Annotated in this window: 12 protein-coding genes; 2 read left to right on the top strand and 10 right to left on the bottom strand. The window is 69.5% G+C overall.

Going from position 1 to position 14,899, the window contains the following annotated elements; genetic code table 11:
- Nucleotides 1-20: 20 nt before the first annotated feature.
- From ABT001_RS26945 to ccrA, 8 genes are all read right to left on the bottom strand, one after another.
- Nucleotides 21-2,153: a PP2C family protein-serine/threonine phosphatase gene (locus ABT001_RS26945; RefSeq protein ID WP_351282414.1), complete on the bottom strand. Its 2,133-nt coding sequence runs from the start codon at nt 2,151-2,153 to the stop codon at nt 21-23.
- A 112-nt stretch (nt 2,154-2,265) separates the two neighbouring features.
- A complete protein-coding gene (pssA, locus tag ABT001_RS26950; RefSeq protein WP_502967530.1) occupies nt 2,266-3,123 on the bottom strand; it encodes a CDP-diacylglycerol--serine O-phosphatidyltransferase in 858 nt (285 codons plus the stop codon).
- Nucleotides 3,110-3,757, bottom strand: coding sequence for a phosphatidylserine decarboxylase (locus ABT001_RS26955; RefSeq protein ID WP_351282417.1), 648 nt, complete (start codon nt 3,755-3,757; stop codon nt 3,110-3,112). The genes pssA and ABT001_RS26955 overlap by 14 nt, the downstream gene beginning before the upstream one ends.
- Nucleotides 3,758-3,938: 181 nt before the next feature.
- The gene (locus ABT001_RS26960) at nt 3,939-5,144 is read right to left on the bottom strand and encodes an acyl-CoA dehydrogenase family protein (RefSeq protein ID WP_351282420.1); all 1,206 of its coding nucleotides are present in this window, start codon (nt 5,142-5,144) and stop codon (nt 3,939-3,941) included.
- Nucleotides 5,145-5,146: 2 nt separating this feature from the next.
- Nucleotides 5,147-5,674 (bottom strand): MaoC family dehydratase, encoded by a 528-nt coding sequence (locus ABT001_RS26965; protein ID WP_351282422.1) that lies wholly within the window; start codon nt 5,672-5,674, stop codon nt 5,147-5,149.
- Nucleotides 5,675-5,676: 2 nt separating this feature from the next.
- Nucleotides 5,677-6,651 (bottom strand): HpcH/HpaI aldolase/citrate lyase family protein, encoded by a 975-nt coding sequence (locus ABT001_RS26970; protein WP_351282423.1) that lies wholly within the window; start codon nt 6,649-6,651, stop codon nt 5,677-5,679.
- A complete protein-coding gene (locus ABT001_RS26975; protein WP_351282426.1) occupies nt 6,648-8,660 on the bottom strand; it encodes an ethylmalonyl-CoA mutase in 2,013 nt (670 codons plus the stop codon). Before ABT001_RS26975 ends, ABT001_RS26970 begins: the two co-directional genes overlap by 4 nt.
- A 1-nt stretch (nt 8,661) precedes the next feature.
- Nucleotides 8,662-9,999, bottom strand: coding sequence for a crotonyl-CoA carboxylase/reductase (ccrA, locus tag ABT001_RS26980; protein ID WP_351282428.1), 1,338 nt, complete (start codon nt 9,997-9,999; stop codon nt 8,662-8,664).
- 531 nt (nt 10,000-10,530) lie between these two features.
- Here ccrA and ABT001_RS26985 point away from each other — a divergent pair.
- Entirely contained in the window at nt 10,531-11,268 is a 738-nt protein-coding gene (locus tag ABT001_RS26985; protein ID WP_351282431.1) for a restriction endonuclease, read from the top strand.
- A 7-nt stretch (nt 11,269-11,275) separates the two neighbouring features.
- On the opposite strand, the gene ABT001_RS26990 is transcribed toward ABT001_RS26985, so the two are convergent.
- Together ABT001_RS26990 and ABT001_RS26995 are read right to left on the bottom strand one after the other, a co-directional pair.
- The gene (locus tag ABT001_RS26990) at nt 11,276-12,091 is read right to left on the bottom strand and encodes a TetR family transcriptional regulator (RefSeq protein WP_351282434.1); all 816 of its coding nucleotides are present in this window, start codon (nt 12,089-12,091) and stop codon (nt 11,276-11,278) included.
- A 91-nt stretch (nt 12,092-12,182) separates the two neighbouring features.
- A complete protein-coding gene (locus ABT001_RS26995; RefSeq protein WP_351282437.1) occupies nt 12,183-13,964 on the bottom strand; it encodes a 3-hydroxyacyl-CoA dehydrogenase family protein in 1,782 nt (593 codons plus the stop codon).
- Between the two features lie 343 nt (nt 13,965-14,307).
- On the opposite strand from ABT001_RS26995, the gene ABT001_RS27000 reads away from it, so the two are divergent.
- Nucleotides 14,308-14,880: an adenylosuccinate lyase gene (locus ABT001_RS27000; RefSeq protein ID WP_351282440.1), complete on the top strand. Its 573-nt coding sequence runs from the start codon at nt 14,308-14,310 to the stop codon at nt 14,878-14,880.
- The last annotated feature ends 19 nt before the right edge of the window (nt 14,881-14,899 follow it).

Here is a 14,899-nt window from a genome sequence, read left to right on the forward strand (position 1 = left end):
ACCGGCGGGGCGGCCCGGCGTCAGTCCGCCTCCCGCAGGGCGTTGATCAGGAGCAGCGCGATGTCGTCGGTGCCGGGCGTGGCCTGTTCCGCGTAGCGCACGAGTGTGTCGGCGACGGTGTCCATGTCCTGGTCCGGGGCGAGGGCGAAGCGCGCGGCCAGTTCGGCGGTGGCGTCGTCGAAGTCGATGCCCGGTGCCTCCACGAGCCCGTCGGTGTACAGGGCGAGCGCGGCGCCGGGAGGCAACGGGACCTCCGTCGTCGGGTAGCGCGACGCGGGGTCGATGCCGAGCAGCAGACCGGGCGGCAGGTCGAGGACCTCGGTCCGCCCGTCCGGATGCCGCATCAGCGGTGGGGGGTGGCCCGCGGTGGCCAGGCACGCGGTGTGCCGGGCGAGGTCGAGACGGATGTAGAGGCAGCTGGTGAACAGGCCGGGATCGAGGTCGGTGAGCAGACGGTTGGTGCGGGCCAGCACCTCGTCGGGGGGCGCTCCTGCGGAGGCGTGCACGGCGGTGCGGACCTGTCCCATGAGCGCGGCCGCGTTCACGTTGTGGCCCTGTACGTCGCCGATGGTCGCGGCGGCCGTGGTGTCGTCCAGCCGGATCAGGTCGTAGAAGTCGCCGCCGATCCCCATGCCCCGGGTCGCCGGGAGATAGCGGGCCGCGACGTCGAGACCGGCGATCTCGGGCAGGGCGTGGGGCAGGAGGTGGGCCTGCAGGCTGTGCGCGAGCCGCTCCTTGACGTCGTAGAGGCGGGCGCGGTCCAGGGCCTGGGCGACCAGCCCCGCGATCGAGGTGAGCAGGGCGCGTTCGTCGGGCTCGAAGGAGTGCGGCCGGTCGTACGCGAGGACCAGCGAGCCGACCGGGCGCCCGGAGACGGTCAGCGGGAGGAAGGCACAGGCCGCCACGGCGTTGCGGAGGCCTGCCGACGGGTACGCCCGCCGCAGTTCGGCGAAGGTGGGGTAGAAGTCCGGAACGCCCGTCGTCAGCACGTGCGCGGCGGGTGTGTGGGACGTCAGGGGCGCACCGTCGAACCGGTCCATGAGCGTGGGGTGTCTGCCCCGCCGGCCCTCGACCCGCAGGCGTCCCTCCGCCGCCGTCATGATGATCAGTGTCTGGCTCCGGAACGCGGGCATCACCTGGTCGGCGGCCTGCTCGATCACGTCCCGCGTGCCGACGGCCTCGGCGAGGGTCGCCGCCAGGTGCATCAGGTGGTACAGGGCGGTGGCCCGACTGTGCACGGACGAGCCCGGCCGCGGCGCCAGGGCCGGGACCTCCGTGGGGCCGGGCTCCGAGGTGGGCAGGATCCGGACGCTGATACCGGTGGCGTTCGGGAACAGGTGGAAGGACAGCCACCGGTCCGGTGGTCGCAGCACGGTGAAGCCCGTCTGCTGCCGGCTGATGACGGCGGCCCGGTAGTGATCCTCCACGGCGGGGTCGTGCAGCCAGGGGAGCGACACCCAGGGCAGCGTGCCGCACACCTCGTCGGCCCGGGCCCCCAGCAGCGCCGCAGCCGCTTCGTTGAGGTAGGTGACGGTCCCGTCGAGCGCCAGCGCACAGCTTCCGCCGGGCAGCCGCTGGACGAACTCCGCTGCCACCGCGGCCTCGCCCGGGGACGGCTCGGGCGGCTCGGGCGGAGGCATCACCCGTGGCGAGATTCCCGGGACGACGGGGTATCCGCCGGCCTCGGCCTGCCGCAGGAGTGTGCCGATGCCACGGCATCCCCTCGCTACGGCGTCCCGTTCGGCGGGCGACATCTGCGAGGAGTGCGACCCGGGCCAGAGCAGCACCAGCCCGCCGCGCCCTGCGGACGCGGTGCGGATGGGGGCGGCGGCCAGCGCGAACCTGTACGGCAGGACGAGCGCGGCGCGGGAGTAGCGGTGTGCCAGGTCCTCCTGGCTGCCGAGCCAGATCAGACAGTCGAGACGTACGGCGTCGGCCACCGGCATCGGCGCGGTGAGCGGGATCCGTGTCCACGGGGCGGCCAGCTGACCGGGTATCCCGGCGAGCACGGTCAGGTGCAGCGTGGTGCTGCCCTCCGGGAGCAGGTACAGCATCGCGACAGACGCGCCGGTCTCGTGCACGAGGTGGGCCACGGCGCTGTCCAGCAGCTCCGTGCCCGAACCCGTGGCGACGGAGGCGGCTCGGTCCTGCACACAGTCCAGCCTCCCCCGGGGCGGGCGGCGACGCACCCGCTGCGGACCCGGGCACGCGCGAGGGCCCGGATGCCAGGAGCATCCGGGCCCTCGTCACAGGGTGTTCCGCGGGTTACGGGAGCTGCGCCGCCCGAGCCTCGCGCCGGTTGTCACGGAAGGTGTTCACCCGCCGTGCCGTGGCGAAGAGCGGGATCACCGCTCCCAGGACGACCTGCAGCGCACAGCCGGTCTGGAGGAGCAGCTGGCCACCGGGGGCGTCGAACGCCCACGCGGCGAGGAGCCCCATCGCGCCCACGATCCAGCTGAGCATCGCCACCGCGAGGACGCCTCGCGGCTTCGGGTACTCGACCCGGCTGACCATGAGCCACGCCACTCCGATGATCGCGAGGAGCGTCGGTACGAACGGCAGCTCCAGCAGCACGATCGAGACGACCGTGAGCGCTCCGAAGGGGCTCGGCATGCCCTGGAACATGCCGTCCTTCAAGGTCACGCACGAGAACCGCGCAAGCCTGAGCACCACCGCCAGCAGCACCACGATCGCGGCGAGCGCCGACACCCGCTGGTGAGCGTCATCCGCGACCATCCCGTACACCAGTACGAAGTAGGCCGGTGCGAGGCCGAAGCTGATGAGGTCGGAGAGGTTGTCCAGCTCCGCGCCCATCGGGGAGGAACGCAGCTTGCGCGCCACGAGCCCGTCGAACAGGTCGAACACGGCGGCCATGAGCATGAGGATCACCGCGGTGGCCGCGGAGTGCCTGGCCATGCCCGACTCGTCACTGCCCGTGAGGTGCGGGATGAGGATCCCCGTGGTGGTGAAGTACACCGCCATGAAACCGCACGTGGCATTACCGAGCGTGAGCGTGTCCGCTATCGACAGGCGCATCGAGAGCGGCATGTCCTCGGCGTCGTCGTCCTGCTCCTCCGCCTCGGGCACCCAGCTCGCCTGGGTATCAGGATCAATCACGGTCAATTCGAGTCACCCCCGCGGTGGTGGCCTGACCGACCTCGACCGCGACGTCGACACCTTCCGGAAGGTAGATGTCCACGCGCGAACCGAAGCGGATCAGACCGATGCGTTCGCCCTGCTCCACCTTCGTTCCCTGCGGGATGTAGGGGACGATGCGACGGGCGACCGCTCCCGCGATCTGCACCATCTCGATGTCGCCGAGCTCGGTGTCGAAGTGCCAGACAACGCGCTCGTTGTTCTCGCTCTCCTTGTTGAACGCCGGGACGAAACCACCTGGGATGTGCTCGACCGAGGTCACGGTGCCGGACAGTGGAGCCCGGTTGACGTGAACATTCAGCGGGCTCATGAAGATGGCGACGCGGGTGCGCCCGTCCTTCCACGGCATGATGCTCTGCACCACACCGTCGGCCGGCGAGATGACGCGACCCTGGGTGATCTCGCGCTCGGGGTCGCGGAAGAACCAGAGCATGCCCGCCGCGAGCGCGGTGGTGGGCACGGCCACGGCGGCCCAGCGGCCGGACTTGCGGGCCCGGGCGAGGCTGAGTGCCGCGGTGGCGACGGTCGGGAGGAGCCACGGCGATGCTCCGCGCGCAAGGCGGACCCCGCCGCGTGGTGCAGAGATTTGGCTGTCGGGCATGGATGACCTTCGTAGCGGATGATGCCGCGCTGGCAACGGGGGGACGGCGGCTTTCCGGCGATGCTATCGGGTGCGAGCGGCAACTGGGCAAGCCAGCAGCCGAGTCGGACGGCTGAAACGCTCCGCACAGGGGTGATCGGGTGTGATGTTCTTCGCCACCAAATCACCTCGTAAGGGACATTCAGCCCTGGAACCGGTACTCCTCGAGCAACCGGCGACCGATGATCATTTTCTGGATCTCGGCGGTACCTTCACCGATCAGCAGCATCGGGGCCTCGCGGTAGAGGCGCTCGATCTCGTACTCCTTGGAGAAGCCGTAACCGCCATGGATGCGGAAGGCGTCCTCGACGACTTCCTTGCAGTATTCGGAGGCGAGGTACTTCGCCATCCCTGCCTCCAGGTCATTGCGCTCCCCGGAGTCCTTTTTGCGTGCCGCATTGACCATCATCGCATGGGCGGCTTCGACCTTGGTGGCCATTTCGGCCAGTTTGAACTGGATGGCCTGGTGCTGGGCGATCGGTTTTCCGAAGGTCTGGCGCTGCTGGGCGTACGACACGCCCAGTTCGAACGCACGTTGTGCGACGCCACAGCCACGCGCGGCGACATTCACCCGGCCGACCTCGACGCCGTCCATCATTTGGTAAAAACCCCGGCCGGTGGTGCCGCCGAGTACACGATTGGCCGGAATACGTAGTCCGTCCATGATGAGCTCGGTCGTGTCGACGCCCTTGTAGCCCATCTTGTCGATCTTCCCCGGGATCGTGAGACCGGGCCGGACCTCTCCGAAGCCCGCCTCCTTCTCCACGAGGAACGTGGTCATCGACTTGTGCGGAGCGGTCCCCTCCGGGTGTCCTTCGTCACTCTTGCAGAGCACGGCGACCAGCGTGGACGTCCCGCCGTTCGTCAGCCACATCTTCTGGCCGTTCAGGACGTACTCGTCGCCCTCCCTCACGCCCTTGGAGGTGATCGCGGAGACGTCCGAGCCCAGCGCCGGCTCGGACATCGAGAACGCGCCCCGGACCTCGCCCAGCGCCATCCGCGGCAGGAACGTGTCCCTCTGCTCCTGGGTGCCGTGCTGCTTCAGCATGTAGGCCACGATGAAATGCGTGTTGATGATGCCCGACACGCTCATCCAGCCCCGGGCGATCTCCTCGACGCACAGCGCGTACGTGAGCAGCGACTCGCCCAGACCGCCGTACTCCTCCGGAATCATCAGCCCGAACAGGCCGAGCTCCTTGAGTCCTTCGACGATGTCCGTCGGATATTCGTCGCGGTGCTCCAACCGGGTCGCGACAGGAATGATCTCCTTGTCGACGAAATCCCTGACCGTGGAGAGGATTTCCTGCTGGACATCCGTCAGACCGGCGGTCTGCGCGAGTCGGCTCATGGCTACTTCTCCACGTTCTTGCTCGGCGGCTGATCGATCTCGGGGCGGCCGGGCTGCTCTCCGCCGCGTGCCTTGATGTACGTCTCGGTGGGGACCATCACCTTGCGTCGGAACACGCAGACCAGCGTGCCGTCCTGCTTGTACCCCTTTGTCTCGACGTACACGATGCCTCGGTCGCTCTTGGACCTCGACGGTGTCTTGTTGAGCACGGTCGTCTCGCCGTAAATCGTGTCGCCGTGGAAGGTCGGCGCGACGTGCTTCAGCGATTCCACCTCCAGGTTGGCGATGGCCTTTCCGGAGACGTCCGGCACCGACATGCCGAGCAGCAGCGAATAGATGTAGTTGCCGACGACGACGTTCTTCCCGAAATCGGTCGTCCTCTCGGCGTAGTTGCTGTCCATGTGCAGGGGGTGGTGATTCATGGTCAGCAGGCAGAAGAGGTGGTCGTCGTATTCCGTGACCGTCTTTCCGGGCCAGTGCTTGTAGACGGCACCGACCTCGAACTCCTCGTATGTCCTTCCGAACTGCATGATCAGGCCTCCGGGGCTTCGAACTCGGAGGTGCGACGCAGGCCGGCCGCGCGGCCCTTGCCCGCGATGACCAGGGCCATCTTGCGGCTGGCCTCGTCGATCATCTCGTCTCCGAGCATGGCCGAGCCCTTCTTGCCGCCCTCCTCCGAGGTGCACCAGTCGTACGCGTCGAGGATGAGTTCCGCGTGGTCGTAGTCCTCCTGCGAGGGGGAGAACACCGCGTTCGCCGCGTCGACCTGACCGGGGTGCAGCACCCACTTGCCGTCGAAGCCCAGCGCCGCCGCACGGCCCGCGACCTCGCGGTACGCGTCCACGTCACGGATCTGGAGGAACGGGCCGTCGATGGCCTGGAGGTCGTGCGTGCGGGCCGCCATGAGGATGCGCATCAGGATGTAGTGGTACGCGTCCGCCGGGTAGCCGGGCGGCTGCTGGCCGACGACCAGGGTCTTCATGTTGATCGAGGCCATGAAGTCGGCCGGGCCGAAGATCAGGGTCTCCAGCCGGGGTGAAGCGGCGGCGATGTCGTCGATGTTCACCAGGCCCTTGGCGTTCTCGATCTGGGCCTCGATGCCGATGCGGCCCACCTCGAACCCCATCGTCTTCTCGATCTGGGTCAGCAGCAGGTCCAGCGCGACGACCTGCTGGGCGTCCTGGACCTTCGGCAGCATGATGCAGTCGAGGTTCGGGCCCGCGCCCTCGACGACCGTGATGACGTCGCGGTACGTCCAGTGCGTCGTCCAGTCGTTGACCCGCACGACACGGGTCTTGCCACTCCAGTCACCGTCGTTCAGGGCGTCGACGATGTGGTGCCGGGCGCCCTCCTTGGCGAGCGGTGCGCAGGCGTCCTCCAGGTCAAGGAAGACCTGGTCGGCCGGCAGACCCTGGGCCTTCTCCAGGAACCGCGGGTTCGAACCGGGCACGGCGAGGCAGGAGCGGCGCGGACGCTGCCGGTTCACGGGGGACGAGGGGGTGGTCATGCGGGGACCTCCAGAGGGTCGAGCTTGTTCGCTTTCCGGATCTCGTCGACGATACGACCGATGATCTCGGTGATGCCGAAGTCCTTCGGGGTGAAGACGGCGGCCACACCGGCTTCGAGGAGGACGTGCGCGTCGGCCGGGGGAATGATGCCGCCCGCGATGACGGGGATGTCGGGCGCACCGGCCTGACGCAGCCGGTGCAGCACGTCCGGCACGAGCTCGGCGTGTGAGCCGGACAGGACGGACAGCCCGACGCAGTGCACGTCCTCGGCCAGCGCGGCGTCGGTGATCTGCTCGGGCGTCAGCCGGATGCCCTGGTAGACGACTTCGAAGCCCGCGTCCCGCGCGCGTACGGCGATCTGTTCCGCGCCGTTCGAGTGCCCGTCGAGACCGGGCTTGCCGACCAGCAGACGCAGTCGTCCGACGCCCAGGTCCCCGGCGGTGCGGCTCACCTTCGCGCGGACCAGCGCCAGAGGGGAGCCTGCCTCCGCGGTGACGGCCACCGGTGCGGACGAGACACCCGTCGGCGCCCGGAACTCGCCGAACACATCGCGCAGTGCCCAGGACCACTCACCGGTGGTCACGCCGGCGCGTGCGCACTCGACGGTCGCCTCCATCATGTTCGTGGTGCCCGCCGCCGCCTTCTTCAGGGCGGCGAGCGCCTCGGTGGCGCGGGCCTCGTCACGGTTGTCGCGCCACTCGTGCAGCGCGGCGACGACCCGTGCCTCGTTCTCGGGGTCCACCGTCAGGATCGCCGCGTCCAGATCGGCGGTCAGCGGGTTGGGCTCGGTCGTCTCGTAGATGTTGACGCCGACGATCTCCTCCTCACCGCCCTCGATCCGGCCCCGCCGCGTGGCGTGCGAGGAGACCAGCTCCGACTTGAGGTAGCCCGATTCCACGGCGGCCATCGCGCCGCCCATCTGCTGGATCCTGTCGATCTCGGCCAGCGACTCGGTGACCAACTCGTCGACCTTCGCCTCGATGACGCGCGAGCCTTCGAAGATGTCCTCGTACTCCAGCAGATCGCTCTCGTGCGCCAGCACCTGCTGGATGCGGAGCGACCACTGCTGGTCCCACGGGCGCGGCAGCCCCAGCGCCTCGTTCCACGCGGGCAGCTGCACGGCGCGGGCCCTGGCGTCCTTGGAGAGGGTGACGGCCAGCATCTCCAGCACGATGCGCTGGACGTTGTTCTCCGGCTGCGCCTCGGTCAGGCCCAGGGAGTTGACCTGTACGCCGTAGCGGAAGCGGCGTTGCTTGGGGTTCACGATGCCGTACCGCTCGCGCGTGATCCGGTCCCAGATGCGGCCGAAGGCGCGCATCTTGCACATCTCCTCGATGAAGCGGACTCCCGCGTTCACGAAGAAGGAGATGCGGGCGACGACGTCCCCGAACCTCTCCTCGGGCACCTGACCGGAGTCGCGCACCGCGTCGAGGACCGCGATGGCCGTCGACATGGCGTACGCGATCTCCTGGACCGGCGTGGCCCCCGCCTCCTGCAGGTGGTAGCTGCAGATGTTGATCGGGTTCCACTTCGGGATGCGGTTGACCGTGTACGTGATCATGTCGGTCGTCAGCCTCAGCGACGGAACCGGCGGGAAGACGTGCGTCCCCCGCGACAGGTACTCCTTCACGATGTCGTTCTGCGTGGTGCCCTGGAGCTTGTCGGGGTCCGCGCCCTGCTCCTCCGCGACCACCTGGTAGAGCGCCAGCAGCCACATGGCGGTGGCGTTGATCGTCATCGAGGTGTTCATCTGCTCCAGAGGGATGTCCTGGAACAGCCGCCGCATGTCACCGAGGTGCGAGACGGGCACGCCGACCCGGCCCACCTCGCCGCGGGCGAGGACGTGGTCGGGGTCGTAGCCGGTCTGGGTGGGCAGGTCGAAGGCGACCGAGAGCCCTGTCTGGCCCTTGGCGAGGTTGCGCCGGTACAGGTCGTTGGACGCCTCGGCGGTCGAGTGACCGGCGTAGGTCCGCATGAGCCAGGGGCGGTCCTTCTGGCGGCCGCTCATGTCAGACGTTCCGGAAGCGGTTGATGGCGTCGATGTGCTGCTCGCGGAGGTCCGTGTCCCGCACGCCCAGGCCCTCCCGGGGTGCCAGCGCGAGCACGCCGACCTTGCCCTGGTGGCGGTTGCGGTGCACGTCGTACGCGGCCTGGCCGGTGTCCTCCAGGGAGTAGACCTTGGAGAGCGTCGGGTGGATCTTCCCCTTGGCGATCAGCCGGTTGGCCTCCCAGGACTCGCGGTAGTTGGCGAAGTGCGAGCCGATGATCCGCTTCAGTGACATCCACAGGTAGCGGTTGTCGTACTCGTGGTTGTAGCCCGAGGTGGAGGCACAGGTGACGATCGTGCCGCCCTTGCGGGTGACGTACACACTCGCGCCGAAGGTCTCGCGGCCCGGGTGCTCGAAGACGATGTCGACGTCTTCGCCGCCGGTCAGTTCACGGATGCGCTTGCCGAAGCGCTTCCACTCGCGCGGATCCTGGTGGTGCTCGTCCTTCCAGAACCTGTAGTCCTCCGCGTTGCGGTCGATGATCGCGGTCGCGCCCATCGTCCGGCAGATCTCCGCCTTCTGGTCGCTGGAGACGACGCAGATCGGGTTGGCGCCGCCGGCCAGCGCGAACTGTGTGGCGTAGGAGCCCAGCCCGCCGCTGGCGCCCCAGATCAGCACGTTGTCACCCTGCTTCATGCCCGCGCCGTTGCGCGAGACGAGCTGGCGGTACGCCGTGGAGTTGACCAGGCCCGGTGCGGCGGCCTCCTCCCAGCTGAGGTGCTTCGGCTTCGGCATCAGCTGGTTGGACTTGACGAGTGCGATCTCCGCCAGGCCGCCGAAGTTGGTCTCGAAGCCCCAGATGCGCTGCTCCGGGTCGAGCATCGTGTCGTTGTGGCCGTCACTCGATTCGAGCTCGACGGAGAGACAGTGCGCGACGACTTCGTCACCGGGGTTCCAGGCGTTGACGCCGGGACCGGTGCGCAGGACGACGCCCGCGAGATCGGAACCGATGACGTGGTACGGGAGGTCGTGGCGCTTGCTGAGGTCGCTGAGCTTGCCGTACCGCTCCAGGAATCCGAAGGTCGAGACGGGCTCGAAGATCGACGTCCACACGGAGTTGTAGTTGACCGAGCTGGCCATGACCGCCACGAGGGCCTCGCCCGGGCCGAGTTCGGGCACCGGCACGTCCTCGACGTGGAGGGACTTGCGGGGGTCCTTGTCCCGGCCGGCCACCCCGGCGAACATCTCGGCCTCGTCCTTGTGCACGGTCACCGCGCGGTACGACTCGGGGAGGGACAGGGCCGCGAAGTCCGCGGCCGTGCTGTCCTGCGATTGGATCGCGTCCAGGATTTCCTTCACGGTGATGCCTCCGGCAGATCGGGTTCTCCGGCGTGGGGGAAACGCTCGGAGGACCCCTGTGGTCAGGGGAGCGGTGCGGTGTGGAGGTGTGCCGTCGGTTCGGCGGTGCTGCTGGGCCTGCTCGGTGGAGCAGAAGGGTTCGCCTGTGACGCAGGCGTCCGGGCGCGCCGACACGTGGTCTGCGGGGACAGCCGGCGTACGAGAGGTCTCTGCACGCCGGCCGCCCGGACTCCTTCAACGTATGGCACTGCGTGACAGCTGACAAGGCACCCAGTGCCAACAATTTCTCTCACTTGTCATCTCGTAGGCACGCATGAGCAATATCATGGGCGGTATGTCATGAAGCTCCCCTTTTTTCGCATGCCACGGCGCGGTGCGTACACGTACGGCGCCGTCGTCCCCCTGGGGGAATCGGTGGCCGGGCGCACCCAGCCCGACCACCGGGTTTCCCGGGCCGCTGCGTCAACCGGCGTCCGCGGGGCAGACGGAAGTGATCTTGGAGAGGCCGCGACGGACAGGGGTGGGCACGCGATGGGTACACGCATACGCAGAAGCGCCGGGAAGAGTGGCAGAGGGTCCGAATTCGACGTCCGGCGGACGGCGCTCGGGTTCCTGTTCCTCGCCCTCCTCGTCTGCGGCGCCGGACTGGTGCTGCGCACGGCCCTGGAGGGTGCCGAACGGCATCCGGTGATCGCCGCGGTCTCGGCGGTCGTCCTGGTGGCCGGGGGTGTGACGCTCCTGCGCGTCCGCCGCGGCCGCAGGACGGCGGCAGAAGCGGCCGCCGCCGCCGTGGAGACCGCGTACGAGGTCGTGGACGCCGCCCTGGAGGAGCCGGCCGCCGACCCCGAGCCGGCGCGACCCGTCGACTACGCGGCCATGGACCCGTACGCCTTCGAGGAGGCCGTGGCGGCCCTCTGCCGTCGGGAAGGCTGCCGTGACGTCGAGGTCGTCGGAGGCGCCGGTGACCTGGGCGCGGACGTGATCGCCGGCGCGCCGGACGGCCGGCGCCTGGTCGTGCAGTGCAAGAGGTACACGAGCGACAACAAGGTCGGCTCGCAGGAACTCCAGCGCTTCGGCGGCACCTGTTACGCGGTGCACGGGGCCGACACGGCGATCGTCGTCACCACCGGCACCTTCACCGAACCGGCTCTGGAGTACGCCGAGCAGTGCGGCATCGTCTGTGTCGCTCTGGACGAGCTCACCGCGTGGAGCGAGGGTGGCGCGCCGCCCTGGTACGCGAGCGCGTCCGTGCAGCCCGCCGAGGGGTGAACGCTCTTCAGCGCGCCTTCAGCGCCTGCTGGATCGTACGCATGACCTCGTCGAGCGGCGCGTCGGTACGGGCGACGGCGACCAGTACCTCGCCCTCCCGGGACACGGACGCCGCAGGAGTCTTCCCCGACTCGCCCCCGGCGGTCCGCCCCGCACCGATCCCCGTGCCGAAGGTGTCCCGGACGATCGCGAACGCGTGGTCGAGCTGCGACTCCACGTCGCCCTGGCCGTCCGCCCTCAGCCAGCGCCGCAGCACATGGTTGTGCGCGGTCACCACCGCTGACGCGGCGACCTCGGCGAGCAGCGGGTCGTCATTGCCCACGTGGTGGTCGCGCTCGTCGAAATGGCCCAGCAGATAGCGCGTGAACAGTCGCTCGTAGCGGGCCACCGAGGCGATCTCGGCCTCGCGGAGCGTCGGCACCTCACGGGTCAGCTTGTAGCGCGCCACGGAGACCGCCGGCTTCGCTGCGTACATCTTCATGACCTCCTTGATGCCGCGGCACACGGTGTCGAGCGGGTGCTCGTGCGCCGGGGCGGCGTGCAGGACGGCCTCGGCCCTGACGAGGGTGTCGTCATGGTCCGGGAAGATGGCCTCTTCCTTGGAGCGGAAGTGGCGGAAGAACGTGCGCCGGGCCACTCCGGCGGCCCCGGCGATCTCGTCGACCGTCGTCGCCTCGTACCCCTTGGTGGCGAACAGTTCCATCGCCGCGGCCGCCAGTTCACGGCGCATCTTGAGCCGTTGGGCGGCGGCCCGGGTGCCGGCGGCACTCTCCGGGGCGTCCGTCGCGGCGGAGGAACGGGGGGACTTGACGGGTTGGGACATGAGGTGAACGTAACCCATCGGTGCAGGGGAGTGCGCCTGTGGGGGCGGGTCGCCCGGGGGTCCCAGCAACCCGCCCCACCCGGCCCCTGCGTCAGCGGCGGGCATATTCGCGGAAGCCGCGCCCCGTCTTACGGCCGAGGCAGCCCGCGGCCACCAGATGCTCGAGCAGCGGCGCCGGGGCGAGACCGGGGTCACGGAACTCGCCGTGCAGCACCTTCTCGATGGCGAGCGAGACGTCCAGACCGACGACGTCCAGGAGCTCGAAGGGCCCCATGGGGTAGCCGCCGCCCAGCTTCATCGCCGCGTCGATGTCGTCCAGCGTCGCGTAGTGCTCCTCGACCATCTTGATCGCGTTGTTGAGGTAGGGGAACAGCAGCGCGTTCACGATGAAGCCGGCCCGGTCACCGCAGTCGACGGGGTGCTTGCGCACCTTCACGCAGACCTCGCGGACCGTGGCGTGGACGTCGTCGGCCGTCAGCACCGTACGGACCACCTCGACGAGCTTCATCGCGGGCGCCGGGTTGAAGAAGTGCATTCCGATGACGTCCTCGGGACGTGAGGTGACCCGGGCGACCGCCACGACCGGCAGCGACGAGGTGGTGGTGGCGAGCACCGCACCCGGCTTGCAGACCTTGTCCAGGGTCCTGAACAGCTCACGCTTGATCTCCAGGTCCTCGGCGACCGCCTCGACGGCGAGATCGACGTCGGCGAAGGAGTCCAGCGAGCCCGTGGGGGCGATCCGGGCGAGTGTCTCCGCACGGGCCTCCTCCGTCAGCCGCCCCTTGGCCACGGAACGCCCCAGGGACGTGGCGATCCGTGCCTTAGCGGCGTTCGCCTTCTCCTGGCCGCGCGCGGCGAGCACCACGGCGTACCCCGCCTTCGCGAAGACCTCCGCTATGCCCGAGGCCATCGTCCCGGACCCGGCCACACCCACCGAGGACACCGCGCGTCCGGCGGCCGCGCCCGTGTTCTCCGCCGGTGTCAGCGCGTCCGGCACCACGGCCTGGCCGCCGGGGGCGTCGTACGTGTAGAAGCCGCGCCCCGCCTTGCGGCCGGTCAGACCGGCCTCGCTGAGCTGTCCGAGCACCGGGGCGGGGGCATGCAACCGGTCGTGCGAGGCGGAGTACATGGCCTCCAGGACCGTGCGGGCCGTGTCGATGCCGATCAGGTCGAGCAGGGCCAGGGGGCCCATCGGCAGCCCGCATCCCAGCCTCATGGCGGCGTCGATGTCCTCACGGGAGGCGTAGCTCGCCTCGTACATCGCCGCGGCCTGGTTGAGGTAGCCGAACAGCAGGCCGTCCGCGACGAAGCCCGGTCGGTCACCGACCGCGACCGGCTCCTTGCCCAGCTCACGGGCGAGCCGGGTGACGCTCTCCACGGCGGGCGGGGCGGTCAGCACGGAGGAGACCACCTCGACGAGCTTCATCGCGGGCGCCGGGTTGAAGAAGTGCATGCCGAGCACACGCTCGGGGTGCTGCGACTCCGCGGCGAGCCGGGTCACGGACAGGGCGTTCGTGCCCGTCGCCAGGATCGCGGTGGGGGAGACCACCGCGTCGAGCTCCCGGAAGACCTGTTGCTTGATCTCGTACGTCTCCGGCACGACCTCGATGACCAGCTCCGCCTCCGCTGCGGCCTGCAGGTCGGAGAACGCCCGGAACCGGGAGAGGACGTCGTGCCGCTCCTGCTCCGTGATCCGCCCGCGGCGCACGGCGCGGGCGGTGGATGCCTCCAGGGAGGCGACGGCCTGCCGGGCGGCGGCCTCGCTGATGTCGATGCCGATGACCTCGCGGCCCGCACGGGCCAGGACCTCGACGATGCCGGTGCCCATCGTGCCGAGGCCGACGACGGCAATGGTGGTGAGCGGGGTGTCCATCACGGGACTCCAGGGTGAGTGACGACTGAGAGGAGCACAGCGGCGCGCGTGGTCGGAAGCGACCGGCGTACGGTGTGCGGAAATCGCGTGTCGTGGTGCACGGTCCCGGGCGCTCGGAGCGCACCGGGAGAAAGGTGACGGGCTCTGTCCCGAGCCACGTCTCTCGAACTGCCGAACCGACAGGCACTCCGGATGGCTGCGTCACCAGGCCACCGGAGCCGGCGGGTGTGTGTCCCGCTCACTTGAGACTAACCGGCGGGTAACGAGCGCGCCAGCCCTGACCGCCTGTGCACTGGCACACACTCTCCGGCCACCTTGCGTGCGCGTCGCTAAACTCAGCGTCATGGATGAGGAGTTCCGCTCACTGACGGACCGGATCGCGGACGAGGCCGGGGAGTCGGAGCGTTGTCGCCGACTGCTCGCCACGCACGACGACGAGGAGCTGGCCGCGGTCCTCGTCGAACGTGAACAGCCTCTGTGGGCACGCGAGATCGCGGCGTTCAGGCTCGGCTCCCGAGGCGACCGCCGGGCCTTCGAGACGCTGGTCCTCCTCCTCAACCACCGCGATCCCGAGCGCTGCGTGTCGGCCGCGCACGCCCTCCTGCTGCTCGGCGATCCCCGGACACCCCGAGCGGCGGTGGCGCTCGCCACGAACAGCCTGCGGACGGCCTACGCCCTGCACCCGGTGCGGCTGCTCACCGCCCTGCGCGCACCCGAGTCGGTGCCCGCCCTGGTCAGCACCCTGAACCGGCTGCTGGCCCCCGACGAGCCGCACTGGCGCGTCGCACTCGCCTGTGTCGAGGGTCTGGGCAGCCTGGGGGACGGCCGGGCCCGCCCGGTCCTGGAGGCAGCGCTGCCACACCCTCGGCTCGGCACGGCGGCGGCGGAGGCGCTCAGACGGCTGGGGGCGGGATGAGCGGGCGCACGAGGTGAGA

Source organism: Streptomyces sp. NPDC002793, assembly GCF_040295485.1.
GTDB lineage: Bacteria > Actinomycetota > Actinomycetes > Streptomycetales > Streptomycetaceae > Streptomyces.